19 protein-coding genes, 2 rRNA genes and 3 pseudogenes are annotated in these 26833 nt (G+C 36.5%); 9 read left to right on the top strand and 15 right to left on the bottom strand.

Going from position 1 to position 26833, the window contains the following annotated elements; all coding sequences use genetic code 11:
* Positions 1 to 191: 191 nt before the first annotated feature.
* The 3 genes and pseudogenes from MWH06_03680 to MWH06_03670 all read right to left on the bottom strand — a co-directional run bounded on the left by MWH06_03680 (position 192) and on the right by MWH06_03670 (position 3395).
* A pseudogene (locus MWH06_03680) lies at positions 192 to 1513 on the bottom strand (IS110 family transposase).
* Between the two features lie 217 nt (positions 1514 to 1730).
* Entirely contained in the window at positions 1731 to 2489 is a 759-nt protein-coding gene (locus MWH06_03675) for an ATP-binding protein (GenBank protein UPA55687.1), read from the bottom strand.
* Between the two features lie 90 nt (positions 2490 to 2579).
* A pseudogene (locus MWH06_03670) lies at positions 2580 to 3395 on the bottom strand (transposase).
* A gap of 135 nt (positions 3396 to 3530) precedes the next feature.
* Between MWH06_03670 and gltX the strand changes: the two are divergent.
* The gene (gene gltX / locus MWH06_03665; GenBank protein ID UPA55686.1) at positions 3531 to 4901 is read left to right on the top strand and encodes a glutamate--tRNA ligase; all 1371 of its coding nucleotides are present in this window, start codon (positions 3531 to 3533) and stop codon (positions 4899 to 4901) included.
* A 918-nt stretch (positions 4902 to 5819) separates the two neighbouring features.
* Positions 5820 to 5996, top strand: a complete 177-nt coding sequence (locus MWH06_03660; protein UPA55685.1) for a hypothetical protein — start codon at positions 5820 to 5822, stop codon at positions 5994 to 5996.
* Positions 5997 to 6012: 16 nt separating this feature from the next.
* Here the strand turns inward: MWH06_03660 and purH are convergent, their stop codons facing one another.
* The 5 genes from purH to MWH06_03635 all read right to left on the bottom strand — a co-directional run bounded on the left by purH (position 6013) and on the right by MWH06_03635 (position 9660).
* On the bottom strand, positions 6013 to 7533 hold the full coding sequence (gene purH, locus MWH06_03655; GenBank protein ID UPA55684.1) for a bifunctional phosphoribosylaminoimidazolecarboxamide formyltransferase/IMP cyclohydrolase: 1521 nt from the start codon (positions 7531 to 7533) through the stop codon (positions 6013 to 6015).
* Positions 7534 to 7613: 80 nt separating this feature from the next.
* Positions 7614 to 8513, bottom strand: a complete 900-nt coding sequence (gene fmt / locus MWH06_03650) for a methionyl-tRNA formyltransferase (protein UPA55683.1) — start codon at positions 8511 to 8513, stop codon at positions 7614 to 7616.
* 12 nt (positions 8514 to 8525) lie between these two features.
* The gene (gene rplT / locus MWH06_03645; GenBank protein ID UPA55682.1) at positions 8526 to 8891 is read right to left on the bottom strand and encodes a 50S ribosomal protein L20; all 366 of its coding nucleotides are present in this window, start codon (positions 8889 to 8891) and stop codon (positions 8526 to 8528) included.
* Positions 8892 to 8911: 20 nt separating this feature from the next.
* Positions 8912 to 9118: a 50S ribosomal protein L35 gene (gene rpmI / locus MWH06_03640; protein ID UPA55681.1), complete on the bottom strand. Its 207-nt coding sequence runs from the start codon at positions 9116 to 9118 to the stop codon at positions 8912 to 8914.
* 98 nt (positions 9119 to 9216) lie between these two features.
* Positions 9217 to 9660, bottom strand: coding sequence for a PAS domain-containing protein (locus MWH06_03635; GenBank protein ID UPA55680.1), 444 nt, complete (start codon positions 9658 to 9660; stop codon positions 9217 to 9219).
* Positions 9661 to 9965: 305 nt separating this feature from the next.
* On the opposite strand from MWH06_03635, the gene alaS reads away from it, so the two are divergent.
* Positions 9966 to 12575 carry an alanine--tRNA ligase gene (gene alaS / locus MWH06_03630; protein ID UPA55679.1) on the top strand — a complete coding sequence of 870 codons (2610 nt, stop codon included), beginning with the start codon at positions 9966 to 9968 and terminating at the stop codon, positions 12573 to 12575.
* A gap of 735 nt (positions 12576 to 13310) precedes the next feature.
* On the opposite strand, the gene MWH06_03625 is transcribed toward alaS, so the two are convergent.
* Together MWH06_03625 and MWH06_03620 are read right to left on the bottom strand one after the other, a co-directional pair.
* Positions 13311 to 15095, bottom strand: coding sequence for a ribonucleoside-diphosphate reductase subunit alpha (locus MWH06_03625; protein ID UPA55678.1), 1785 nt, complete (start codon positions 15093 to 15095; stop codon positions 13311 to 13313).
* Positions 15096 to 15153: 58 nt separating this feature from the next.
* On the bottom strand, positions 15154 to 16230 hold the full coding sequence (locus MWH06_03620; GenBank protein UPA55677.1) for a methyltransferase domain-containing protein: 1077 nt from the start codon (positions 16228 to 16230) through the stop codon (positions 15154 to 15156).
* Between the two features lie 335 nt (positions 16231 to 16565).
* Here MWH06_03620 and MWH06_03615 point away from each other — a divergent pair.
* Both MWH06_03615 and rrf read left to right on the top strand, forming a co-directional pair.
* Positions 16566 to 19330 (top strand): 23S ribosomal RNA (locus MWH06_03615).
* Positions 19331 to 19396: 66 nt separating this feature from the next.
* A 5S ribosomal RNA gene (rrf, locus tag MWH06_03610) occupies positions 19397 to 19503 on the top strand.
* A gap of 16 nt (positions 19504 to 19519) precedes the next feature.
* Here the strand turns inward: rrf and MWH06_03605 are convergent.
* The 3 genes and pseudogenes from MWH06_03605 to rpmH form a co-directional block, all read right to left on the bottom strand.
* Positions 19520 to 19744, bottom strand: coding sequence for a hypothetical protein (locus MWH06_03605; GenBank protein ID UPA55676.1), 225 nt, complete (start codon positions 19742 to 19744; stop codon positions 19520 to 19522).
* A gap of 89 nt (positions 19745 to 19833) precedes the next feature.
* Positions 19834 to 20100, bottom strand: a pseudogene (gene rnpA / locus MWH06_03600) (ribonuclease P protein component).
* 75 nt (positions 20101 to 20175) lie between these two features.
* A complete protein-coding gene (gene rpmH / locus MWH06_03595) occupies positions 20176 to 20310 on the bottom strand; it encodes a 50S ribosomal protein L34 (protein ID UPA55675.1) in 135 nt (44 codons plus the stop codon).
* A 107-nt stretch (positions 20311 to 20417) separates the two neighbouring features.
* On the opposite strand from rpmH, the gene pstC reads away from it, so the two are divergent.
* The 4 genes from pstC (at position 20418) to fsa (ending at position 24429) form a co-directional block, all read left to right on the top strand.
* Entirely contained in the window at positions 20418 to 21506 is a 1089-nt protein-coding gene (pstC, locus tag MWH06_03590) for a phosphate ABC transporter permease subunit PstC (protein UPA55743.1), read from the top strand.
* 101 nt (positions 21507 to 21607) lie between these two features.
* Positions 21608 to 23035 (top strand): F0F1 ATP synthase subunit beta, encoded by a 1428-nt coding sequence (gene atpD / locus MWH06_03585; protein ID UPA55742.1) that lies wholly within the window; start codon positions 21608 to 21610, stop codon positions 23033 to 23035.
* A gap of 12 nt (positions 23036 to 23047) precedes the next feature.
* Positions 23048 to 23392: a F0F1 ATP synthase subunit epsilon gene (locus tag MWH06_03580; protein ID UPA55674.1), complete on the top strand. Its 345-nt coding sequence runs from the start codon at positions 23048 to 23050 to the stop codon at positions 23390 to 23392.
* 395 nt (positions 23393 to 23787) lie between these two features.
* On the top strand, positions 23788 to 24429 hold the full coding sequence (fsa, locus tag MWH06_03575) for a fructose-6-phosphate aldolase (GenBank protein ID UPA55673.1): 642 nt from the start codon (positions 23788 to 23790) through the stop codon (positions 24427 to 24429).
* Between the two features lie 10 nt (positions 24430 to 24439).
* Here the strand turns inward: fsa and guaB are convergent, their stop codons facing one another.
* A complete protein-coding gene (gene guaB / locus MWH06_03570; GenBank protein ID UPA55672.1) occupies positions 24440 to 25933 on the bottom strand; it encodes an IMP dehydrogenase in 1494 nt (497 codons plus the stop codon).
* A 31-nt stretch (positions 25934 to 25964) separates the two neighbouring features.
* Entirely contained in the window at positions 25965 to 26783 is an 819-nt protein-coding gene (gene rsmA, locus MWH06_03565; GenBank protein UPA55671.1) for a 16S rRNA (adenine(1518)-N(6)/adenine(1519)-N(6))-dimethyltransferase RsmA, read from the bottom strand.
* Positions 26784 to 26833: the final 50 nt, after the last annotated feature.

Below are 26833 nucleotides of genomic sequence, written 5' to 3'. Positions count from 1 at the left end.
CATACGGTGCACATAGTGCAAAAAATTAAACAATAGTACGCCAAATACAAGTTTTCTTGTCATTTTAATCTGCTGCAGAGATTGCGAAGTTAAATGAAATAGCTTCACTTTCATGATAAGGAGGCTGGTGGAGTTTGTCAAGCAACTTTCTATATAATATTTTTAAAATAAATAGACTTCTCCTAAGAAACTCACTCAACTAACTCTTCTTGTTGAACTAATATGTAGCCAAATTCGCTCGCTTTTTTGATCAAATTTTTTACAGTTCTATCTTTATAGCGTGTTTCATAGTATTCCATTCCTTTTTCTACATATTCCTGTCCGTATTTGAGCATACTATAAAATATGCATGCCATTTTTCTTGCAGTAGCTGTTATTGCTTTTGGTGCTCCTAGTCGTTTTTTCAATCTTCTGTAGTATGCACCCAACGCACTTTTACTATTTCCTACAGAATGAGCAGCTATTCGCAAAGCATTTGCAGCACGGTTAATGACTTTACGTGTTCTTGTGTTAAACACTTTTTCCCCTGTAACTTTATTAGCAGGACTGAGTCCCAACCACGATGAAAAGTGCTTTTCTGTTGGCCATTTACTATGGTTTATACCAACTTCTGAAATTATGGTTTGTATACTTAATACATCAAATCCAGGAATTTTAGTGAAATCCATACCAGTTATTCGGTGCAGTTCCTCATACAAAGCAAAGCTTGGCTTACTTTTGCTATTTTTATTCTTTTGCTTACTTAGCTGTTTGCTTTCACAAGACTTTGTTTCAAACGTTTTATAATAGGCTTCAATATTTCTATCACATTCTGCTATTTTTTCTTGATAAATATTATATAGTTCAAATTCTTGCTTTAGCGTGAATAAGTGTTCCTCTCTATAGTCACCAGCTAACGCTTTTGCAATAGTAGACTGATCATTTTTCATTCGCACGTCCCTGAATTCTGCCAATTTTTCAGAATCTCTTTCGCCTTCAATTATAGTTTCAATGATTTTCATACCAGTTATCCCAGTAATATGACTAATAACCTTGTGTAATTGTATATTCATTTGAATTAATGCCTTCTGCATACGCAGAATATGTGTAGATGCACTTTCAGTGAGATTTTTGCGTTGCCGCACGTAACTGCGCAATACACACATCTGATTATCTGGCCTAAACGACCCATGAAGCAGTCCGTAGCTATGCAGTTGTTGGAGCCATTGGCAATCTTGAACGTCAGACTTCCTACCAGGTACATTCTTTACATGCCGTGCATTTTACCTCGAATTTGTATGACTCAAGTATTTGAAATAAAGGAATCCAATATACTCCTGTTGATTCCATAGCTACTGTTGTAACTTTACACTTTTTCAACCACTGTGCTAAGTTATGAAGGTCTTCAGTAAAGCAGCCAAATTTCTGAACGCGTTCTTCCTTCAGGTACACACACATAGTGTACAGCTGAACCAATGTCTATTCCTGCTGCATTAGGATTCACTATTTCTAATTTACTTTTTGCTTTTTTCATGGTAACCCCTACATATAATTTGTAATAGGGAAACGCTTCAGCTTGGAACGGTTGATAGTACAATCTCCTAACCGAGGTAGTCTAAATGACTCCATCAATGATTTGACCGTTCCTTCCAAAACCATGCTTGCATACGGGCACTTAGGCACCATTGAAAATGTCGGTCATAACTGCAAAGGCGCTCCCTGTACAACTATACTTGAAAACTACTAAAAACTTAAATTTGTGTGTTTCTTTCTGATTTGACAGATTTCGTCTGTTCGATGCTTGCAACGGTAACTTTTCTATCTTCAAGTGGTTGGCGCAGAGAATCAAGCACAAGTCTTGGAAATTCAGGTAGCTCATCAAGGAATAACACGCCATTATGAGCCATGGTAATTTCTCCGGGTTTTGCATTCTTTCCTCCCCCTATCATTGCTGGCATAGAGCATGAATGATGAGGTTCACGAAAGGGACGCGCTACTTTGAATATTTCATTACCAGTCTTTATTATACTGGAAATAATATTAACGTCAATCATCTCCTGTTCGGTCAAATCAGGCAGCAATCCTATAAAGCGCTTAGCAAGCATTGATTTTCCAGTACCAGGAGGGCCAACAAGAAGCATATTATGCCCACCTGCTGCCGCAATTTCGGCTGCTCTTTTTGCAACAACTTGGCCTCTGATATCCTTCATATCGGGAACCAATCTTTTTTCTTTGGGTGCAGCGCTATAGTTAAAAGTTACCGGCTGAATTAATTGCTCACCCTTAAAGTGTCTGATAATATCAGTTAATTTCTCTATAGCCAGAATTGAAACATTCTTCACCCATACAGTTTCTACACCATTTCCTCTCGGGCAAATTACTCCTTTATTGTCCTTTTTTGCATTAATTGCTGTTGGCAGCACACCTGAAACTGGAATAACTCTGCTGTCCAGTGCAAGCTCACCCATGATTATATAAGACTGAACTTTTTCAACTGGTATCACATTCATTACAACAAGTAGTCCAATAGCGATAGCCAAAGACCTGCTGCGAATCAAGCGATAAAAAAAGGAAAGGAGGGTGACTAAAATCAAGGTTAACTAAAAGGCGTGCTTAAGATTTACAATACCAGCAATAATATTGAACCTCAGGTTATATTTTTTCTGAAAATTGCGATAAACATTCGACATAATCTTAAATATCTTTATCTCTCGGATCTTGTTTTCTACTCTCATTCTAAATGATGCTAATCTTCTATTATGCTCTGGAGTTAATGGCTTTTTACGATACTTTTTATATGGAATTATAACATTGCTTTGCAATTTTTGCCAACCTTGATATCCAGAATCGGCATGTTTTATGCTATCAAGTGGTAAATATTTTTCTTGTTTCCTTATGCGGAAATCACTAATTCTACCACGGTATGACTTTGACACTGATAAAATTCTTCCTCCTTCTTCGATAATAATCTCAGTTTTCATAGTGTTGGTTCTTTTTTTTCCTGAATATGATTTCTTCCGTTTTTTACTATCTTCTGGTCTCTGTATTTGCTGTTCTGTAACATCAGCCAAAATCTTCAGTATTTTTTCTGGCGTCATACTTCTATCTTTTGTTATAGTCACTTTTTTGGCGAGTAATGGCTCTATTCTCTTAAGTAACCTACATACATTTGCGTTGTGTACATTGAATAGGCATCCTAAAAATCTATGTGTTATGTAAGTGCGATAGTACAAAATTACGCAAAACAACTTATCTTCCAGAGTTGGTAGTTTTGATCTTCTACCATGACACTTTTTCTGTTTTTCCTATCCAGACCTCACTTTTTCCACTACTTTTTCGAACTCCTCTATAGTTAAACCTGTTATATTACGAAAGTTTCTTGGGTATTTTTTCATATTATAGTAACTAAAGCTCATTTTTTTTCCTTACTTGATCTGCTTATTCTTCTTCTACCTCTCTCACATCATTTTTTCAATCACCTTTTTCAGCAGGTCTATTGTTACAAACGTGGATTTTGGGTATCATAGCCTATACTTTACTGTAACAATAACATGCCAGACGTAGTCACTAGATTCGCTCCATCGCCAACAGGGTTTTTGCATATTGGTGGGGCTCGTACTGCGTTATTTAATTGGCTCTACGCGAGGCACCATGGTGGCAGGTTTTTGCTAAGGATTGAGGACACCGACAGAAAACGTTCAACACAAGAAGCAATTGATGCAATTATAGAAGGGCTAAAATGGCTCGGTGTGAGTTATGATGGAGAAATAGTATATCAGTCAAAAAGAATAGAGCGGCATAAAGAAGTAGCAAACCTTTTAGTTGAAAAGGGTAGGGCGTATCACTGTTATTGCCCTGAAGATGGAGTTGCAGAAAAAAAGGCAAAAGCAAGAGAGGAAGGAAAAATATATAAGCACAAATGTATTAGTGTGACATCAAACGTAAAGCCTGTTGTCCGCTTTAAAGTGCCAGACTCGCAAGAGATCGTCATTGATGATAAAATATACGGCCAAATCAAAGTAAATAGCGAGCAGCTTGATGATATAGCGATCTTACGCTCTGATAACACTCCAACATATATTTTTGCCGTAGTGGTTGACGATCATGATGCTGGAATAACTGATGTAATACGTGGCTCTGACCATCTCACTAATACCTTTAAACAGCTGCTAATATACCAGGCTCTTGATTTTGACATTCCACGCTTTGCACATGTGCCGCTTATCCATGGGGAAGATGGGAATAAGCTATCCAAAAGGCATGGTGCCACAAGCGTTTGCGATTATGAAAAGATGGGAATATTGCCAAAAGCGATGCGTAATTACTTGCTGAGACTTGGCTGGAGTCACGGCAACGATGAGATTATTAGCGATGAGCAAGCAATAGAGTGGTTTAATTTAGAAAGTATTGGTCGTTCACCTGCACGGCTCGATTTCAAAAAACTGGAGCATTTAAATAACCACTATATTAGTAATATGAGCAATGAAGATATTCTGACTCTAATGCTTAGAGAAAATACTCTAACTGACAAAAAAAAGGGCTATTTACTGCAGGGACTGACAGAGCTGAAAAAAAGAGCAAACTACCTGACCGAATTATTGGATTTAGCAAAATTTTATATTCAAGATCCGCCACTTGATTTAAGTGAAGAAGCTTGTCAAATTGTTAAATCTAACCTCAATATAATTAAGTTACTCGCATCATTTCTGTCAAAGATCGGTGATGAAAATTGGAATAAGGGTTTTTTATCTTCTCAGATCAAGGAATGTGCAAAATCACATGATATGAAAGTAAGCGGTGTATACCACTCATTACGTGCCCCTATAACTGGAGTAATGGATGCACCTGGAATCATTGATATAATGGTGATTCTTGGCAAAGACGAGTGTATAAGAAGGTTACAAGCAATTAAAATGAAATAAGAAAATTCCTTGACAAGCCTCGCCAGCCCCCTTATCATGAAAGTGAAGCTATTTATTTATCTTCTCTATACAGATTAAATGACAAAAAACTCACGTATCTGGCGTCTCATGTTTAATTTTTTGCACTATGTGCACCTTATGTCTTTATCAAATTTCTAGGTTTTCAAGCTGAAATACGCTTATAAAGCATTTAAAACATAAAAAAACGCCAACTTAAAAAATGGATAGTGAATAACTAGCTACCCTAGGGTTTTTTTGCCTTTTTTTCTGTTTAGTAAACTTCTTAAACATTGATAACTAAAGGTTAGTTGCATTAAAAAGCAGCTAAATCGCGGTTATTAAGCGTTTAGAATAAAAAAATGCCATACTTGAAAGTATAATGTAAGTAATTGGCCAACCACGGGGCTTCTTTTGCCTTTTTTTTACTTGGTAAATTTCTTAAATATTTATAGCTAAACGACAACCGTCATCCCGCTACGTGTTAGCAGGATCTCTTGTTAGCGCCGCGGCGGTATGACGGTTAGCGGTGGAATGACGATAACTTTGTCATTCCGCTATGTGTTAGCGGATGAGATACCGTGAATAAATCACGGTATGACGTAGGATTGCTGTCATCCCGCTACGTGTTAGCGGGATCTATGCTAAGAAGATACCGCGGCGGTGTGACGTAGGACTGCTGTCATTCCGGTGCTCCTTTTTTGTCATCCCAGTGCGTGACACTGGGATCTAGCCTTTATTATTTGGTTGAAATTAAGTCTTCTGGATCCCAATGTCAGCTACTTTCATGACATCATCATAAAGTAAACCAGTGTCACGCACTGGGATGACAGGAGAAGGTACTGGGATGACAGGAGAAGGCACTGCCGTCATAAAGGAACCAGTGTCTGGGCACTGGGATGACAAAAAAGGAGCACTGGAATGACAGGAGAAGGAGGCGCTGGGATGACAAGAAAGGAGCACTGCCATTATAGAGTGAACCAGTGTCTGGGCACTGGGATGACAGGGGAAGGAGGCTACTTGAATGACATCCTCCCTTGTGGACTCAAATCACAATGTTCGTACAGTTATGGTGGTATGATATGGAAAAATCTCTAGCCATAAGACACAAAGCCTAATGGAAAAAACTGCGAACGCCAGTGAAAAACATAGCAATTTTATTTTCATTTGCAGCTTTTATCACATCTTGATCTTTCAGCGAGCCGCCGGGCTGAATTATAGCTGTAATCCCATGTTTTGTGCTTTCTACTATGCTATCTGAGAATGGGAAAAATGCATCTGAAGCAAGCACCGCACCTTTGCACTCTTCACCTGCTTTTTTCACTGCAATGTTCACACTATCTATTCTGCTTGTTTGCCCTGCACCGATGCCAATAGCACAACCATCTTTTGCTATAACTATTGCGTTGGATTTCACATGTTTACATATTTTCCAGGCAAAAATAAGATCTTCCTTTTCTTTTTCTGTTGTAGTACATTCTGTTACTCGGCTCATTTCTTCTGCTTTTATTGTATGGTTATTATTTTCTTGCACCAAAAACCCACCAACAACATTTTTAATTTGGTATTTCACATTTTGTTGAAAAGATTTATGAATAATCACTCTTAAATTTTTCTTTCTTTGTAAAATTTTTAGTGCCTCATTGTTTACTGATGGTGCTATCACTACTTCCAAAAATATCTCGTTTAATTTTTCTGCTAGCTTTAAATCTATCTCCCGATTTAAAGCGACTATTCCGCCGAAACTGCTTATTTCATCACACGATAGAGCCTTTTCATATGCCTCTAAAGCATTATCACCAATAGCAGCGCCACATGGGTTATTGTGCTTTATTATCACTGCTGCAGGTTCTTCAAATTCAGAAATTATGTTAAGTGCAGATTCTATATCTACTATATTATTATAACTCAGCTCTTTTCCATGTATTTTTTCCAACGGATATTTGGTAAATTGATTGCTATAAAATGCAGCTTTTTGATGAGGGTTTTCACCGTACCTGAGTTCTTGTGCTTTATGTCCATATAGTGCAAAAAACTTTGGCAACTCATTATTTTTACTCTGGGATAAAAACCAACTGTGAATGTTAGAATCATAGTGTGCAGTGAGAGCAAACGCTTTAGTTGCCAAATGTTTTCTATATTCCAATGTTGTTTCATTGTTATTTTTTATCATCTCAGCTTTTAGTGCTTCATAGTCTTGAATGCTAGAAATGACTGAAGTAAAATAAAAATTTTTTGCTGCAGCTCTAATTAACGCCACTCCACCGATATCTATTTGTTCTATAATTTGCTCTTCATTTGAGCCGCTATTCACCATCTCCCAAAATGGATATAGGTTAGTTATAAGCAGGTCTATTGGCTCAACACCTAGATTTTGCATTTCCGTTTTGTGCTTTTCTCTATTGCAAAGTATTCCTCCATGAATTTTAGGGTGTAAAGTTTTCACTCTACCACCTAGTATCTCTGGAAATTGTGTGTAATCTGAGACCTCTTGTGTTTTTATTCCGGCATCAGATAGTGCTTTATAAGTATTTCCCGTTGAGAGAATTTCTGTTTGTTGCTGCATTAAAAACGATGCAAGATCAGTTATATTCGTTTTATCATATACCGATATTAAAGCTCTTTTGATTTTCATTTTTGTACAGAAAGTTTTTTAAGATTATATCTAAGAAAAGGAAATTTAGCTATTACATTTCTACACTAATTTAAAGCAGTCTATTCTATAAATTTTTTTACCATGCTTGATTTTAAGCCACGAATAAAATCTTCAATACTGCAAGGATTTCTCCCTTCCATTTGTACAACTTTAGGAATTAAAATGCCACCTTTTAAACTCATGTGCATGTTATCATTAATGATCTTACCTTGTTCTGAAGCGAGAGCTTCAAAGTCAGCATCAAGTATCCTGATACGTTTATTCTCTATCTTGATGAACGCTTTTGGGTAAAACGCTTTAACCTTTCTATAAGCAACCTCACAAGCATCACTTGCATAAATTTTATAATCTTCCACTTTGTCAGCGTAACATGCATCATTATCGTTCTGTTTTAAGGGAACCTGTTTTTCAATTTCGTTTAGCACTTTCAGCAGTAAATCACTGCCTAGCTTAGATAATTTATCATGCAATGTCTTGTAATTATCGTTCTTTTCGATAAGAAATTTTTCCTGTTTTAAAATAGGGCCGGAATCTAATCCTTCATCCAATTGCATAATGCTAACCCCGGTTTCTTGATCTCCTGCTAAAATTGTGTGCTGTATCGGAGCTGCACCACGCCACCTTGATAGTAATGAAGGGTGAATATTAATACAACCATATTTGGGAATATTCAAAATTTCTCTTGGAAGTATCAATCCATACGCAGCAACAACTGCAACGTCTGGTTTGAAATTTCTAAATTTTTCTTGCTCTGCCGAAGACTTTAGAGAGATAGGAGTACATACCTCTATGTTACTTTCTTCAGCGATAACATGTACTGGAGATTTCGTTGGCTTCTGTCCACGTCCTGAAGGTTTTGGAGCCTTAGTGTATACTGCTACCACTTCGCTCTTTGATTTCAGTAACAAGCTCAGAGAATTAACAGCAAATCCTGGTGATCCCATGAAAATAATTCTCATGGTGTTTTTGCTTTAAGAATTCTCCGCTAGTTTACCACTTACAGCTTCTACTAATTTGGCAAAATCATCCTTATGATTAACGGCCATCTCAGCAAGAATTTTTCTATTTAAATCAATGCCGGCAAGTGTAAGACCATGCATAAACCTACCATAAGTAAGCCCATGCTCTCTTGCTGCTGCATTAATACGTATTATCCATAAGCTACGGAAATCACGTTTACGGGTTCTTCTGTCTCTGTAAGCATATTGCAGTGCTTTTTCAACTCTTTGTAATGCAATTCTATAACAGCTTTTTGCACGTCCTCTATAACCCTTTGCCAGTTTTAATATTTTTTTATGACGAGCGTGAGTAGTGACTCCACGTTTTACCCGAGCCATTTTATTTTACCTCCATTTTGTTAAATACCATAAGGCATATAAAGCTTAACTATACGCGAGTCAGATTTACCAAGAATCGTTGTACCGCGCTGATTACGAATATTAGATTTACTTCTCTTTACCATGCCATGCCTTTTGCCTGACTGAGTAGAAATGACTTTACCCTTAGCTGTAAGGTGAAAGCGCTTTTTAACAGAAGATTTGGTTTTTAATTTTATTCTCTTCATATTCCAAATAAATTTACAAACACTACTATTGAGTTCTTTAATAGTAATTAAGCATTAGTATAAATAATTTTATTAAAGAATCAAGTTAAAATTGTATATTAAAGGAGTTTAAAAGTAATTACGCCCAATATGTGTGTTATACCTTCTTTATTCCCAAGTGGCAACAATACTTGCCTCATTTTAACACTTTCACTTTCTTCCTCTTCGTTGATTGGGCACTTACTATCTATTATAGCATCAAGTTTATCAATAACTGCATCTATTTTATATAGTCGCAAAAATGGTGCATCAATTGCATACTTATTATCAATGCGCGTCTTTTTCTCAAAACCATAGAATTCAACAGCCTTTTCTCCTGCATTTTCACAAATATAACCTTGATCCTTGACTTCAATGATAAAACAATGCTGCCATGACTCCATTATTTCTGCAGTGTCTATTTCGTGCCTTTCTGGCCAATCTCTGTCTGGTCCTTTTATGTCACTCCAGTGCTCAGTTACCACATTTGCTATTCTTTTTTCTTTGCCTACATAAATTTCCATTCTAATTTCCACATATAAAACACAGATGTGAGGTAAATTTATCGTGAATATATTGATTTTTTCTTACCACAAGGTGCATGTCACTAGAAGTTCTGAGATCTATAGCTAAAGTGGCTTAGGTTTACCTACAATTTGAAAAACAACAAATTCGTCATTCCGCTACTCGTTAGCGGAATCTATGCTGAGATACCGCGGTGGTATGACGTAGGGAAACCTTTCTTGAGTTAGCTATAGAGAGTGGTGGTATTGTAATTGATTTTATTTCCATTGCAGCTTATTATTCATGAATAATCTCAATAAAAATAATGAAGTTAAGTGAAATCAGAGAAAGATTTATAAAATTTTTTATAAGTAATGGCTACGAACAGGTTTCTTCTTCTCCTTTGATTCCAGAACATGACCCAACACTCATGTTTACAAATGCTGGTATGGTACAGTTTAAAAATATTTTTACTGGTGCTCAAAAAACTGAAATGAAACGTGCTGTCTCAAGTCAAAAGTGCCTAAGAGCAGGCGGTAAACACAACGATCTTGAAAATGTTGGCTATACAACTCGGCATCACACATTTTTTGAAATGCTCGGAAATTTTAGCTTTGGTGATTACTTTAAGGAAACTGCGATAGAATTTGCGTGGAAATTTATCACTAAGGAGTTATCTCTTGATAAAAACAGACTATCCATAACTGTCTACCATACTGATGATGAGGCGTACGAGATTTGGCGTAAGATAAGTGGCTTTTCAAGTGATAAAATCATAAGAATTGCAACGGATGATAACTTTTGGAGTATGGGAAGCACTGGTCCATGCGGTCCATGTTCTGAAATTTTTTATGACCATGGGAGTCCTAATTTACAAGACGACGATAGAATTGTTGAAATCTGGAATCTGGTATTCATGGAATTTAATAAAGATGAAGAAGGTAATTTACAAAAATTACCAAAAAAATGCATCGATACTGGAATGGGTCTTGAGAGAATAGCTACTGTAATGCAAAATGTCCATGATAACTATGATATTGATCTATTTTCTGCTCTGATCAATAAATCTCAAGAGTACTGTGGAAGAACGGAAAATAAAATAGCGCATAAGATCGTAGCAGATCATCTTCGCGCGGCTGCATTTCTCATTGCAGAAGGAGTGCTTCCTGGAAATGAGGGCAGGAATTACGTATTACGCAGATTAATTAGGAGAGCCGCGCGTTATATCCACCTGCTTGGATATAATGATTCTCTACTCCATCGCATTTTTCCTGCGCTGATAGATAGCACGAGTTCGGCTTATATGGGAGATGTTTATCCTGAATTAGTCAGAGCCAAAAGCTTGATAGAAACGACGTTAAAATCAGAGGAAGAAAACTTTAAAGACACTTTGATGAAAGGTATCAATCTTCTGGAGAAATTCACTACAGATTTAAAATCGGGCGATACTTTGCCTGGAGAATCAGCATTTAAGCTATATGACACCTATGGGTTTCCTTTGGATATTACACTTGATGTTTTAAAAGAGAAAAAAATAAATTTTGACCAGAAGGGTTTTGATAATGCAATGGGAGAACAAAAAGAGAGAGCACGTGCTAAATGGGCTGGATCTGGTGAAAAATCTGTTGAGCAAGTATGGTTTGATTTGATCAATAAATTTGGCAAAACAAAATTTGTTGGTTATGAGTTCAATGAAGTAAGTGATGCGAAAATACTAGCTATAGTTTCCTCTAAAAGTGAAGTAATTGATTCTGCAAAGGAGGGAGAAAAGATAATCATTATACTTGATAAAACACCTTTTTATGGCGAGTCAGGTGGACAGGTGGGGGATACTGGCAGTCTGATCAAACCTGGTAGAAGTATTATTATAGTCAAGAATACCCATAAGGTTAATGACCTATATTTGCACAGATGCATAGTTAAATTCGGCTCAATTTGTAAAGGTGATGTAGTTACAGCAAGCATCGACAAGGAAAGAAGGCAAACCTTAAGAAGAAATCATTCGGCTACGCATCTTCTGCACTTTGCATTGAGGAAAATCTTGGGTGATCATGTCACTCAAAAAGGTTCCCTAGTTGCACCAGATAGACTGAGATTCGACTTCAGCCATAACACTCAAGTGACTCAAGATCAGTTATTCTGGGTAGAGGATATGGTAAACTCTCTAATCAGAGAAAATCTTTCTGCATCTACAGAAATTCAAAGCATGAATCAGGCAATAGACGAAGGAGCCATGGCGTTGTTTGGTGAAAAATATGGTGATCAGGTTAGAGTTGTAAATATTGGAGATTCGAAAGAGCTATGTGGTGGCACGCACGTTGAACATACTGGAGAAATCGGTTTATTTAAGATAGTAACAGAAAGTTCTGTTGCTTTTGGAGTGAGGAGAATTGAAGCTTTAACTGGTCAGGAAGCAATCAATTATGTACGTGATAATGAAATTAACTTAAAAAAAGTTGCAGAATTCGTAAAAGTGCCAGTAAGTGAAATAACAAGCAGATTAAGTGTTTTAAGTCAAGAATACAAAAAATCCGAAACCAAAATAAGAAACCTATATAAAAAGCTTGTGAGTGCAGAGAATATAAAAAGCACTGAAATAAATGGGATAAATTTTATAAGCCACACTTTCACTGATATTCCAGCAAATGTAATAAGAGAGTTTATTTTGCAGCAACAAAAACCAAAAATGGTAATAGCTTTCACGGCAACAGAAAAAGATAAAACAGTTTTGATTATTAAAGTAAGTAAAGACTTAATCAATAAGATTAGCGCAAAAGAACTAATATCAATAGCAGTTGAAAAGAACTGTGGTGGGAATGCTGAACTTGCACAAACAGGCTGTGATAGCAATAAAATAGATGATGCCATTACAGCTATTTATAGCAAAATAACTGCTTCTAAGCACTCTACGTCATACCGCCGCGGTATCTCTTAGCCGTTAACAAGTAGCAACTGTTCTCCCTCGTCATACCGTAACGGTATCTCTAGATCCCGCTAACAAGCAGCGGGATGACGAATATACCGCCACGAACCGTCATACCGCCGCGGTATCTCCTTAGCATAGATCCCGCTAACACGTAGCGGGATGACGATTGTCGGTGAACCTAAGTTACTTTAGCTATAAATATTTAAGAAATTCACCAAACGAAAAAAAAGGCAAAAGAAGCCCCGTTGGTGACTAGTTATTTATATGTACTTCAAAATATTGGCGTTTTTTATTCTAAACGCTACGATTCAGCCGCTTTTAAATGCAACTAACCTAAATTATAAACGTTAAGAAATTTACTGAGCGGAAAAAAAGGCAAAGAAACCTCAGGGTAGCTAGTATTCAAATTCTCCCTTGTCTATTTGACGTCTTTTACTGTCTTAAACGCTTTATAAGCGCGTTTCAGCTTATATAGGTAGAAACCTAGAAGTTTTATAAAGACATGAGGTGCACATAGTGCAAAAAATTAAGCATGATTTACGCCAAATACATTAAGTTTTTTTGTCATTAATCCACTGCAGAGATTGCGAAGATAAATAATTAGCTTCACCTTCATGATAAGGGGGCTGGCAAGGTTTGTCAAGTAAGTTTTTGTTTCTATTCTATTTGCCATATTTTGAAAAAACGTTTTATTTTACTCCAAAAACGTCTTAACTTTCTCTCCACTTTTTCTGGGTAAGGTCACTATTGACATGACAAACATTCATCGTAGTCAATATCTGTTTTTTGTTGCAATATTTCACTTTTTTTGAATATGTCATGCGAGACCTTATCGGCTCTCTGCATTGATTGTGATCTGCAGTAATATAAGCTCTTCAATCCTTTTTTCCAAGCAAGCATGTGTATTTTGTGCAAGTAACGTTTATGTACGTTGGCAGGTAAGAACAGATTTACTGATTGAGACTGACAAATATACGAAGTTCTATCGCTTGCATGTTCTATAATCCATCTTTGGTCAAGCTCGTACGCTGTTTTAAATGTCAGTTTTTCATGCTCACTAAGAAAATTTAAATGCTGAACGGAACCCTCGTTTGTTGAAACTGAAGACCATATTTTATCATTGTCTTGATTTTTTTCTGCTAATAGTTTTTGCAAGAATTTATTTCGCACTACAAATGAGCCTGTAAGTGTCTTTTGTATGAATACGTTTGCTGCATATGGCTCTATTCCAGGAGAGGTATTACCTGCAATAATGGAGATCGAGGCAGTAGGAGCAATAGCGAGCTTGTGTGTAAATCTTTCCATTAGATCAACTTCTTTGGCATCAGGACATGCCCCCTTTTCTTCTGCTAATTTTTTAGAAACTATATCTGCTTGCTCGCGTAAATACTTAAATATTTTTTTATTCCATTGTTGTGCTGTTACTGATTCAAAAGGAACCATTTTGCTTTGTAAAAATGAGTGAAAGCCCATCACGCCAAAACCAATACTGCGTTCTCTTATTGCAGAATATTTTGCTCGCTGTATTTCACTTGGCGCTTTATTTATAAAATCTTCCAATACATTATCAAGAAAGCGCATTATATCTTCTATGAAGAGTTTATTGTCTTTCCATTCTTCGTAGTACTCAAGGTTTACGGATGATAGACAACACACAGCAGTGCGTGACTTATTCAGGTGATCATAACCTGTAGTTAAAGTTATTTCACTGCATAGATTTGACATCTTGATGTCTAAGTTGAGCTTTTTGTAAGATTCTGGCTTATTGTTATTTGTTGCATCAAGGAAAATAATGTAAGGTTCTCCAGTTTCAACTCTTGCTGTTAATATTTTGACCCATATGTCGCGTGCTTTTACGGTTGAAATAACCTTGTTGTTGTGAGGGCTTATTAAATTCCATTCTTGATCATTCTCAACAGCTTGCATAAATTTGTCTGTTACTATTACAGCATGATGTATATTTAACGCTTTGCGATTTGGGTCACCGCCTGTTGGCTTGCGTAAATCCAGAAACTCTTCTATTTCCGGATGAGATACAGGAAGATAAACTGCTGAACTTCCTCGCCTTAAGGATCCCTGACTAATTGCAAGCGTTAGAGCATTTTGTACCACAATAAATGGTACAATTCCTGATGTTTTACCACTACCTTTTACACTTTCACCAATTGAACGTAAATTTCCCCAATAACTACCTATGCCTCCTCCACGTGCAGCAAGCCAAACATTTTCATTCCATAAGTCAACTATTCCCTGCAAGCTGTCTTCGGTTTCATTAAGAAAGCAAGAGATAGGCAACCCTCTCTTGGTGCCACCATTGCTGAGTATTGGTGTTGAAGGCATGAACCACAAGTTGCTCATGTAGTCATAAAGACGCTGCGCATGTTCTTTGTTATCAGAATAGTAATTAGCAATACGTGCAAAGAGGTCTTGGTAACTTTCATTTTCTATTAAATACCTGTCTGATAGAACTGCTTTTCCAAAACCGGTTAATTTGCTATCCTTTGCGTAATTAATAGTAATGTTATTCATAAAATTCCTTTTATTCTTTTATTATATATAGATACTTAAAAGCCACTTTGAGCGATTTTTAAGTTAGTTTTTTCGGATTTTCTTGTTGATGCTGTAGTGCAAACAAGATACCGTCAACCTGACTGCCATATATTTTACAGTAACTCATATAACTTATCTGCATATTTATTTTTTTTGCAACATGTTGAACATAACTTTCTGAGTGACGAAAATAGTCTCCTTTGTTTACAAAGTCAATACCTTCACCTTCCTTTCTTCTTATTAAACATATAATAACCCCTTTTTTGCTCGTAGATCTTTTTGCTAATTCCAATTCTTCTTGAAAGTCATGTAGATAATGTAGCACTTCAGCAAAGATAATTACATCATACTGCTGGTTTTTCTCTTGTTTAAGAAACTCTTTCATTTCCATATGTATTAATTCATTGTAAATAGGATTACCTTTTATAAAGCATCCTCTTGCGATATTTAGCATTCTACTTGAAATGTCAATTCCTGTTATGTGGCTTCCAGTACTATTTATTTTCAAGAAATGACCACATATTCCAGTCCCACAACCAAGGTCAAGTATATTGAGCTCAGAAGTGGAGTTGTTGAAGATTTTTGTAATTATCATGTGTACAAGTTCATGCCCTCTATACTGTTTAGCAATCAACCAATGCTCAACAAAATATTCACCTGTGTAATTAAAATATTGTCTTATGAGGTTTTTTGGCAATTCTGTAATAGGCGCTGAGTTTGTCATTTTTTTTATATAGTAAGATGCCTCTTCGTGATCACTATCTAATTTTAGTGTCTGTGTTAAATAATTATAAGCTTTGTTAGTATTCCCTACCGCAAAATGACACCTTCCAATGTTATACCAGACTATGGGTAAATGGGGGTAAAATATGCTAATTAACCAAAATCGTAACTTTGCATCTGATATGCTACCTTTATAAAAGTGATATAAACCGATTTCAATGTTGGTATTTAACAGGTTCTTAGATTTTTTAAGAAGCACTGTCATTTCTTTATGAAGAGTATTATATTTATTCACAATGAAGTGTTTTACTTTCTTAATATTTAATACGCCAATGAGCTTAGACATACAATTTAAAGCAACGTTTTTTATAAAAGAGAGATTACTTTTCATACATTAGAAATACTCCGAATGTTCATTATCATTTTTAGGCAATTGATTTTAACATATTTTATCTTACAAAATATCTTTTTCATTAATTTTTACTGTATATATAAGTTTACCGCATATTTCTCAGATTGTACTGTTTAGGATTGCTAGTATATTGTTGTTGATAATATAAGTAAATGTTTTGTGCAAAAAGGCGTTGACATATTATTTGTTAGGTTATAATATATAAAAGATTAATTTAGTTTTTAGATGTTTGACAAGTTTTATGGTAGAGATTAATTTAATCTCAATTCAATTTTAATAATATTTAACTCTGCATATTCTGCATATAGTTGGATAAATAAATCATTAAGAGCACTTGATGGATGCCTTGGCGTTAAGAGGCGATGAAGGACGTGGCAGGCTGCGATAAGCTGTGGGGAATTGTCAACAAGTTTTGATCCGCAGATTTCCGAATGGGGAAACCCAGCTAGCTTAGCTAGTTATTACATACTAAGTATGTAAAGTAAACTTGGTGAACTGAAATATCTAAGTAGCCAAAGGAAAAGAAATCAACCGAGATTCTGTTAGTAGTGACGAGCGAAAGCGGAAAAGGCTAGTGATTTAAGAATAAGAATTAGAATACTCTGGAAATAGTAACCATAGAAGGTGATAGTCCTGTATAAATAGAAAGTTTTTAAATCCTTGAGTAGAGCGGGGCACGTGAAATCCTGTTTGAATATGGGGGGACCATCCTCCAAGCCTAAATACTCCTTAACGACCGATAGTGAACAAGTACCGTGAGGGAAAGGTGAAAAGAACCCCGTGAGGGGAGTGAAATAGAATCTGAAATCAAGTGCTTACAAACAGTTGGAGCTCTATATCAATTTATTGATGTTTAGGGTGACAGCGTACCTTTTGCATAATGGGTCAGCGAGTTAATCTATGAAGCAAGCTTAAGCTGTTAGGTGTAGGCGTAGCGAAAGCAAGTCTGAATAGGGCGTTTAGTTTTATGGATTAGACCCGAAACCAAGTGATCTAGTCATGACCAGATTGAAGGTGTGGTAAAACACACTGGAGGATCGAACCAGTTAATGTTGCAACATTATTGGATGAGTTGTGATTAGGGGCGAAAGGCCAATCAAACTTGGAAATAGCTGGTTCTCCGCGAAATCTATTTAGGTAGAGCGTTGTATGTATGTTGTTGGGGGTAGAGCACTGGATAGACTAGGGGGATTCACCGTCTTACCAAATCTAACTAAACTCCGAATACCAGCAATTAATTATACAGCAGGCACACTACGGGTGCTAAGTCCGTGGTGGAAAGGGAAACAACCCAGATCACTATCTAAGGTCCCCAAATTACAGCTAAGTGGGGAAGGAAGTAGAAAAACCATTACAGCTAGGAGGTTGGCTTGGAAGCAGCCATCCTTTAAAGAAAGCGTAACAGCTCACTTGTCTAAATAAGTTTTTCTGCGCCGAAAATGTACCGGGGCTAAAGTTGTATACCGAAGATGTGAGTGCTTATTGATTTCGATCAATAGGCGCGGTAGCGGAGCGTTCCGTAAGTCTGTGAAGGTGGTTTGTGAAAACTGCTGGAGATATCGGAAGTGAGAATGCTGACATAAGTAGCGTAAAAGAGTGTGAAAAACACTCTCACCAAAAATCTAAGGGTTCCTACGTTAAGTTAATCTGCGTAGGGTTAGTCGGTTCCTAAGGCGAGTCCGTAAAGGAGTAGTCGATGGCAATTAGGTTAATATTCCTAAACCTCTTAAGTGTGACGGGTTTCGTATTTGTATAGATCTTATTGGATTGATCTATGCTTAAAAGAAGCTCCAGGAAATAGCACTTATATTTATGAGGCCGTACCGCAAACCGACACTGGTGGATGAGTAGAGTATACTAAGGTGTTGAAAGAATGATGTTGAAGGAACTCGGCAAATTATACCTGTAACTTCGGAAGAAGGGTAACCTGCTTTTAGGCAACTATGAGTAGGTGGCACAAAATAGGGAGTAGCGACTGTTTACTAAAAACACAGGACTCTGCAAACACGTAAGTGGAAGTATAGGGTCTGACGCCTGCCCGGTGCTGGAAGGTTAATAGGAGGGGTGCAAGCTCTAAATTGAAGCCCCAGTAAACGGCGGCCGTAACACTGACGGTCCTAAGGTAGCGAAATTCCTTGTCGGGTAAGTTCCGACCCGCACGAATGGCGTAACGATTTCTCCTCTGTCTCCAACATCACTTCAGCGAAATTGAATTCCCCGTGCAGATGCGGGGTACCCGCGGTTAGACGAAGAGACCCCGTGCACCTTTACTATAGCTTTACATTGCTATTAAAAGTGTGATGTGCAGGATAGGTGGGAGACTTTGAAGTTATGGCGCTAGCTATAATGGAGTCAACCTTGAGATACCACCCTTTACACTTTTGATATCTAACTATGTTTCATTATCTGGAACTAGGACATTGTATGGTGGGTAGTTTGACTGGGGCGGTCGCCTCCTAAAAAGTAACGGAGGCGTGCGAAGGTAAGCTAGAGCTGGTCGGAAATCAGCTTGATAGTATAATGGCATAAGCTTGCCTGATTGCGAGGCTGACAAGCCAAGCAGAGACGAAAGTCGGTCATAGTGATCCGGTGATTCTGTATGGAAGGGTCATCGCTCAACGGATAAAAGGTACGCCGGGGATAACAGGCTGATGGTGTTCGAGCGTTCATAGCGACGACACCGTTTGGCACCTCGATGTCGACTCATCACATCCTGGGGCTGAAGAAGGTCCCAAGGGTTCGGCTGTTCGCCGATTAAAGTGATACGTGAGTTGGGTTTAGAACGTCGTGAGACAGTTCGGTTTCTATCTGCCGTGGGTGAAGGAAATTTGAGAAGATCTGACTCTAGTACGAGAGGACCGAGATGGATATACCTCTGGTGTACCAGCTGTTATGCCAATAGCATCGCTGGGTGGCTATGTATAGATGGGATAATTGCTGAAAGCATATAAGCAAGAAACCCTCTTCAAAAAGATTTCCCAATTAAGGCCGTGGAAGACTACCACGTTGATAGGCTAGGTGTGGAAGCATGGTAACATGTGAAGCTAACTAGTACTAATAGCCTGATTGATTTATTTGCTTTCTATATGTGTATATGCAGTGTTAAATATTAAGTTAAAATTGTTAAGTTAGAAATTTTTATTGACTTGGTGGCTATAGCAAAAATGAACCACCCGATCTCATCTCGAACTCGGAAGTGAAACTTTTTAGCGCTGATGGTACTTGAAAAGGGAGAGTAGGTCGCCGCCAAGTTTATAAAAATTTCTTTTTATCGTCTTTTAATAATTCTTTTATTACGAGAAGTCGCTTCTATATTCAAATCTAATAATTGCGGTCTAGGCTTATTCTTATTCTGCTCTAAGTATTGACTTTGCTCAAATGCTAATTCCCATTGTGTACGATAACTAGATTCTTTATATTCATAAAAATCTTCTTTAACATTATTTGTATTTATATTGAGATTTTTATCTTGTTCTTTTCTACTCTCTACCATTAAACATCCACACCCGTTAATTTATTTTAAAAATTTTACTTATGTTATCATAAAAAATATAGTTGTAAATACCTTAATTGAGATTTTTTTTATTTTATCTTTTTTAAGCAAATAGTTAGATCTTTTTGTAAGTTTTTATAACTTGCTTGCATAATGTTTCTATGAGTTAGTATTATGTAGTAGTGCCCTATATTGCTTATATTTAAAATGCTAATTTTAGCAAGCATTCGTAATTGCCTTTTTATTTTATTTCTTTTTGCTGCTTTTCCGGCTTTTTTACTGATAGCCAGACCTACTCTAATAGCATGAATGTACTTTTCAGGTTCTCTTTCTTTTATAGCGTATAATGATATATAAAGCCCACGATAAAAAAGACTGCTGAGTGCTAACTTATTTTTGAAAGCAAAGGAAAAATCTTTTTTTTATACTTACTATGCGCATAATTTGTTACACCCTAATGAACGGCGCCTATTAAGGATTTTTCTTCCAGCTCTTGTTGCCATACGTGAACGAAATCCATGTCTGCGCTTTCTTATCAAATTTTTTGGTTGAAATGTTCTCTTCATTGTTTTTATATTAGTATAATTATTTATTTTAAATTGTTTTACTTTATTGTCAAATGATGGTGAACTTGTATGACATTTTCGTAGAATAAAATTTGATGCATGGGAAAATGAATTCGGTGATAGTCATACCTGTCCTACTAATCTTTTTATTTTGTTTTAGTAGGTTTCAAGAAGTAAATAAGGTTAAACCTTATCTATATCTTAGTTGTATATGGATGCTAACTTGGTTGTTAATGCTCTATAATAATTGTTTTGTAACTTTTATTTCTATAGCGTTACTTTTTTTCATGCTTGCTTTTATCTTTAAAAATAAAAGAAATAAGATAAAAAAACTTTCGTTATTTGTGGCTTTAGCCATATCATTTTTTATCACTTTATTTATAATGCTATCTATTTTTATTCAATCTATTAATTTTTTTAATAAAGTAACTATTTCAGAATTCTTGTTTTGCGTGAAATGGGGCCACAATGTAGTCACTGTCAATAAAGAGAAGGTAGGATGTTTTGGTATAGCGCCGCTTTTAGTGGGTACATTACTTATAACTATTATAGCAATGTTAGTTGTCGTTCCGCTTGGTTTATTTTCTGCAATATATATTAGTGAATATGCGAGTGAGAAAGTGCGTTATATTGTTAATACAACTTTGCAAGTTTTATCTGCTATTCCTACGGTTGTATATGGATATTTCGCGGTTGTATTTTTGTCTTCCTTTATAAAGCAGGTAGCAAATTTTTTTGGTTTAAGTATACACTCAGAAAGTGCCTTAGTTGCCGGTTTATCGATTGGGATAATGATTCTTCCTTTTATTATTTCTTTACTCGAAGATGCCATAAGATCTGTTCCAAAAAGCTTGCGTTATGGCTTCATGGCACTTGGCGCAACTCCAGCGGAAACTATATGGCATATAACAATACCTTATGCAATGCCTACAATTTTAAGTGCAATTTTATTGTCAATTTCAAGAGTGATAGGTGAAACAATGATTGTGCTAATGGCCGTGGGAATCAACGCAAATTTGACTTTTAACCCTCTTAATTCAGTTACTACCATTACCGTGCAGATCGCTACATTACTTACCGGAGATCAGGATTTCAATAGTGTACAAACTCTTGCTGCTTATGCGCTTAGTTTAGTATTGTTTATTATTACTTGGCTATTAAATGCATTTGCATTGTTTGTAATGAAGCGTAACTAGTAAGCGTTTTAATGTTGCAAAATTTCTATTAATAATATAAGATTTATTTTCTTTAGAAGTTCTTTTATGGAATTATAGTGTTAGGTGATAAAAATAAAGAGATGAATATAGGTAGAGCGATTAAGGTAACTCAAGCAGTTGTTGATATAAAATTTGAAGGTGAATTGCCTAAAATATTTAATGCTTTAAAAAGCAAACTAAAATATAAGGGTAAGGAGCTGGTTTTAGAAGTTTCGCAACATATAGGTGACAATATAGTTCGTTGTATTGCTATGGATAGCACAGATGGCATGTCAAGGGGGGATGAATTTGTTGATACAGGTGCACCAATATCGGTGCCAATTGGGCGTTCAACTTTAGGAAGGATTTTTAATGTTGTTGGAGAGCTTATAGATGAGTGTGGTCCACTGAAGGGAAAATATAACTTAGAGCCTATACACAGAGCACCTCCAAGTTTTACTGAACAGAGAATACAGGAAGAAGTTTTAGTTACGGGAATAAAAGTTATAGATCTTCTTGCACCTTATCTTAAAGGAGGAAAAATCGGCTTATTTGGTGGAGCCGGTGTTGGTAAAACAGTCCTGATAATGGAATTAATTAATAATATAGCAAAAGCTCATAAAGGGTTTTCTGTGTTTGCTGGGGTAGGGGAGAGAACGCGTGAAGGTAACGATCTTTATCACGAGATGATCACTTCAAATGTAATAAATATAAATGAGCATGAAAAGTCTCAAGCTGTTTTGGTTTATGGTCAGATGAATGAGCCTCCTGGAGCAAGGGCTAGAGTTGCTTTAACAGCACTTACTATGGCAGAGTATTTTCGTGACCGTGAAAACCAAGATGTTCTATTTTTTGTGGATAATATCTTTAGATTTATACAAGCTGGTTCTGAAATTTCTGCTTTACTTGGAAGAATACCGTCAGCTGTTGGTTATCAGCCAACCCTTGCAACTGATATGGGTGCAATGCAAGAAAGAATAGCTTCAACAACTTCTGGCTCTATTACTTCTGTGCAAGCTATATATGTTCCTGCAGATGATTTAACTGATCCAGCTCCAGCAACTACATTCTCTCACCTTGATGCAACCACAGTATTGTCAAGGCAAATAGCTGAAATGGGAATATACCCTGCTGTTGATCCACTTGATTCAACTTCTCAGTCTTTATCTGCTGAAATCATTGGTGAAGAACATCATAAGGTAGCTTCTGAGGTGAAACGTATATTGCAAACTTATAAATCACTGCAAGATATTATTGCAATACTTGGTATGGATGAGCTATCTGATGAAGATAAAATTATTGTTGATAGGGCTCGTAAGATTCAGAAATTTCTTTCTCAACCTTTTCACGTTGCAGAAATATTTACTGGTATGCCTGGTAAATTTGTTTCACTTTCTGATACTGTTTCCAGTTTTAAAGAGATTGTTGAAGGTAAATATGATCACTTACCAGAGGCTGCTTTTTATATGGTGGGGAATATAGATGAAGCAATAAAAAAGGCTGAATTAATACAAGCTGAAGCTAAATAAAAGTTAAAGATTATGAATACTTTTAGAGTGCAATTTTTCTCTCCTAATGATCAAATTTCATTCAGTGGAGTGGTTTCTCTTTCAGTAACTGGGCTCGAAGGGGAGCTTATGATTTTAGCTCACCATGCTCCTTACTTAATTTATTTATTGCCTGGTATAATTACCATTAAAATGGGTAATCAAAAAAAAGAAAAAGTTGTAGTTGATAATGGTGTGTTGGAAGTTGCAGATAACAATTGTAGCATTATGGCGAACCAAGTTCAGATTTTTGATCATGTAATTCATGATGAGGAATCGTTGAAGAGCAAAAGAATTAGTATATGTTTAAGGTATCTTAATGAGAAACATCTTTCTTAGCTGCTTTAGGCAAAAAATCAATTATCATTCAAATGGCTGTAAGATCGTTGCTCCAAATGCTCTTTTTTCGTTATCCCAGAAACTCCAAGGTGTCATCCCAGTGCTCCGACACTGGGATCTATTTTGCAAACCAATAGGTTTCTTGCACTACCTCCTATCATTCCAGTGCATGACACTGGAACCTGTTTTCTTTTTTTTCTGGATTCCAGTGTCACGCACTGGAATGACAATGTCTGCTACGCAAATTACCTACAAATCACAATGTTCGTACAGTTGTGCGTCACGCGCTGGAATGATACTAAAGGGTGGGCTACTGGTTTTTCATGTAAACAATGGTTATGCAAGGAGTTTAATGACAAGATTTTGCAAGGGTATTTTTTTTATGGGAGATTAATATGGAAATTTTTCTTGATAGCGTTGATTTAAATGAAATTAAAGAACTAAAGGAGTTCATTGACGGCATAACAACTAATCCTTCTTTAATAGCAAAGTCCGGGCGTAAAGATAAATACGAGGATTTAGTGCGTGAAATATGCTCTATTATCAAGGGGCCTGTTAGTGTTGAAGTTGTTGCAAATAACCATGCAGATATGGTTAAAGAAGGCCTTAAGTTAGCGAAAATCGCTGATAATGTTGTGGTAAAATTGCCCCTTACATATGAAGGATTAATTTCTTGTAAAAAGTTGTGGACAGAGCATAAAATACCTGTTAACATCACATTATGTTTTTCTCCTGGACAAGCACTGCTTGCCGCTAAGGCCGGTGCTTGTTTTATTTCTCCCTTTGTTGGTCGCCTTGATGATATAAGCTATGATGGCTTATCGCTAATAGAAGATATATGTACTATATATTCTAATTACGGTTTTGATACTAAAGTTCTTGTTGCATCAGTGAGAAGCCCAGCACATGTAATAGAAGCTACAAGGCTTGGTGCTGATTCAATTACTGTGCCAGCAAAAGTACTTAGACAGTTAATTAATCACCCACTTACTGACCAAGGGCTAGCAATATTTGAAAAAGACTGGGGTGCAAAATAATAAACGGTCACTACTCTGAATCGGTTGACAAATTGGACGCTTGATAAGCGTAATTTGGAGCTTCTTGTGTAATGACTATATCATGAGCATGACTCTCTCTTAATCCTGATGCAGTAATAGTAACAAATTTACAATTTTTTTTCATCTCTTCTATATTCCTATTACCAGTATACCCCATTGCAGCTTGCAATCCGCCAATCAACTGATGGATTACTCCTGAAGCTGGACCTTTGAATGGAACTCTTCCTTCCACTCCTTGTGGAACTAATTTGAGTTTTGAATCTTTATCTTGAAAATAACGGCTAGCTGAACCTCGTTTCATTGCACTAATAGATCCCATTCCTCGATAGCCTTTATATGCTCTGCCCTTATACATGATAATCTCACCTGGGCTTTCGTCAGTGCCAGCAAAAATCGAACCAATCATCACAGAGTCAGCACCAGCTGCAATAGCTTTTGCAACATCTCCTGAGTATTTTACCCCACCATCAGCAATTAGTCTGACGTTTCTTGCTCTACACGCCTCTGCAACATTCTTGATTGCAGAGAATTGTGGCACACCAACACCTGTAACTATTCTGGTTGTACAGATTGATCCTGGTCCTATTCCGACCTTCACTGCATCAACACCCGCATCAATCAACGCTTCAGCAGCCTCCTTTGTTGCAATGTTTCCGCCAATGAATTGCGTATTAGGATACATCTTTTTTATTTCCCTAATGGTATTGATAACGTTTTCGGAATGACCGTGAGCAGTATCCACAACAACTACATCAACTTCTTCTCCGATCAAAGCTTCACATCTTTCTATACCATCTTTTTTACCAGTGCCAATTGCAGCGGCAACTCTGAGACGCCCTTTACTGTCTTTACATGAATTTGGGTATCTATTGTATTTTTCAATGTCTTTAACCGTAATTAAACCTATACAACAAGAATTTTCATCTACGACCAAAAGCTTTTCTATTCTATTTTCATGCAACAATTTCATTGCTGAGGCACTATTCACTCCCTGCTCCCGCACTGTCACTAACTTATCTTTTGTCATCACTTCGGAAACTTTTACATTCATGTTCTGGTCTTCAATAAACCTCACATCTCGGTTAGTTAAAATTCCAACTAACTTGCGTTGATCGACTACAGGAATGCCAGAATAATTGTGCTCTCTCATTAATGAAATTGCTTCCGCAACTGTTTTATCCGGTGAAATCGTAATTGGGTTATACACGATCCAACTTTCATATTTTTTCACCCTTCTTACTTCTAAAACTTGTTCATCTATTGATAAATTCTTATGTATGCAACCTATCCCTCCATGTTGGGCAATAGCTATTGCAAAGCCCGATTCAGTAACAGTATCCATTGCAGAGGATATGAGAGGGATATTTAGTTCTATATTATTTGTTAAATAAGTTTTTGTATCTGCATCGCAAGGCAATATATTAGAATAGGCTGGCAAAAGAAGTATATCGTCAAACGAATAACAAGCTTCCATTTTTTTCATAGGCTTTATTTAAAGCTTATACGCCAATTAATTAAATTGCAATAGGGCTTTTGCAAAATGAGCATTCTACATTATTTGCCAGCAAACAAAACTGCTCAATGGTTAAGTTTTCTGGACGCTGGTTTCCACTCAATTTAGCGTTTTCAAGGACAGTTTCAGCGTGGTTCGTTATATTTTGCAAGCTATTTCTCAGCATCTTTCTTCTTTGAGCAAAAACGGCACGTGTTAATCTTGTTAAGGTTTCCAAATTTACTGCAAACTTTGGGGTAGGCAAAGGATTTACTGTAATTACTGAAGAATGTATTTTTGGTCTTGGAAAAAACTCTTTAGGTTCAATATAAAATTCCTTTTTTATATCACATAGTAACTGGCTTAGCACTGATAAGGAACCATAATCTTTAGAATTGGGTCTTGCCGTAATGCGATCTGCTACCTCTTTTTGAAACATTAATGTCAAGTTCGTAAAAAATTTTATATTATTTAACCACTTTAAAAATAACACTACCGAGGTATTGTAAGGCAAGTTAGCAATAACTTTAACTGGGCGCTCTATCAGCTCTTCTTCTATAACATGCAGTGCATCCGCTTCTATAATTCTATACTTTCCTTGATGCTCATTTAGCAGTTGGTCATGGTGTTTTACTAAATCTCTATCTTTTTCTATAGAAAGTAGAGACTTTGGATTATGCACCAATATTTCTCTTGTTAATGCACCATATCCAGGACCAATTTCAATGACATTAAAATTTTCCAGACTACCAGCTAAAGCGACGATTTTTTTTGTTATCTCACTCGATAAAATAAAATTTTGCCCTAGACTCTTTTTTGGCTTCAGTAAAAATTTTCTCATATTATTTTCATTATATAGTATTTTAAAAATCAGTTGACTAAAATCCATTG

It is taken from the genome of Wolbachia pipientis, assembly GCA_023052945.1.
Classification (GTDB): domain Bacteria; phylum Pseudomonadota; class Alphaproteobacteria; order Rickettsiales; family Anaplasmataceae; genus Wolbachia.
The sequence above is the reverse complement of the archived record's forward strand: the minus strand, read 5'-3'. Positions and strand labels throughout refer to the sequence as shown.

What these genes read in the sequence shown, in the direction of transcription:
- MWH06_03675 (UPA55687.1), bottom strand. Translation starts at nt 2,489, where the DNA reads ATGAATGTGATACCAGTTGAAAAAGTTCAGTCTTATATAATCATGGGT.
- gltX (UPA55686.1), top strand. Translation starts at nt 3,531, where the DNA reads ATGCCAGACGTAGTCACTAGATTCGCTCCATCGCCAACAGGGTTTTTG.
- MWH06_03660 (UPA55685.1), top strand. Translation starts at nt 5,820, where the DNA reads ATGACAGGAGAAGGAGGCGCTGGGATGACAAGAAAGGAGCACTGCCAT.
- purH (UPA55684.1), bottom strand. Translation starts at nt 7,533, where the DNA reads ATGAAAATCAAAAGAGCTTTAATATCGGTATATGATAAAACGAATATA.
- fmt (UPA55683.1), bottom strand. Translation starts at nt 8,513, where the DNA reads ATGAGAATTATTTTCATGGGATCACCAGGATTTGCTGTTAATTCTCTG.
- rplT (UPA55682.1), bottom strand. Translation starts at nt 8,891, where the DNA reads ATGGCTCGGGTAAAACGTGGAGTCACTACTCACGCTCGTCATAAAAAA.
- rpmI (UPA55681.1), bottom strand. Translation starts at nt 9,118, where the DNA reads ATGAAGAGAATAAAATTAAAAACCAAATCTTCTGTTAAAAAGCGCTTT.
- MWH06_03635 (UPA55680.1), bottom strand. Translation starts at nt 9,660, where the DNA reads ATGGAAATTTATGTAGGCAAAGAAAAAAGAATAGCAAATGTGGTAACT.
- alaS (UPA55679.1), top strand. Translation starts at nt 9,966, where the DNA reads ATGAAGTTAAGTGAAATCAGAGAAAGATTTATAAAATTTTTTATAAGT.
- MWH06_03625 (UPA55678.1), bottom strand. Translation starts at nt 15,095, where the DNA reads ATGAATAACATTACTATTAATTACGCAAAGGATAGCAAATTAACCGGT.
- MWH06_03620 (UPA55677.1), bottom strand. Translation starts at nt 16,230, where the DNA reads ATGAAAAGTAATCTCTCTTTTATAAAAAACGTTGCTTTAAATTGTATG.
- MWH06_03605 (UPA55676.1), bottom strand. Translation starts at nt 19,744, where the DNA reads ATGGTAGAGAGTAGAAAAGAACAAGATAAAAATCTCAATATAAATACA.
- rpmH (UPA55675.1), bottom strand. Translation starts at nt 20,310, where the DNA reads ATGAAGAGAACATTTCAACCAAAAAATTTGATAAGAAAGCGCAGACAT.
- pstC (UPA55743.1), top strand. Translation starts at nt 20,418, where the DNA reads ATGAATTCGGTGATAGTCATACCTGTCCTACTAATCTTTTTATTTTGT.
- atpD (UPA55742.1), top strand. Translation starts at nt 21,608, where the DNA reads ATGAATATAGGTAGAGCGATTAAGGTAACTCAAGCAGTTGTTGATATA.
- MWH06_03580 (UPA55674.1), top strand. Translation starts at nt 23,048, where the DNA reads ATGAATACTTTTAGAGTGCAATTTTTCTCTCCTAATGATCAAATTTCA.
- fsa (UPA55673.1), top strand. Translation starts at nt 23,788, where the DNA reads ATGGAAATTTTTCTTGATAGCGTTGATTTAAATGAAATTAAAGAACTA.
- guaB (UPA55672.1), bottom strand. Translation starts at nt 25,933, where the DNA reads ATGAAAAAAATGGAAGCTTGTTATTCGTTTGACGATATACTTCTTTTG.
- rsmA (UPA55671.1), bottom strand. Translation starts at nt 26,783, where the DNA reads ATGAGAAAATTTTTACTGAAGCCAAAAAAGAGTCTAGGGCAAAATTTT.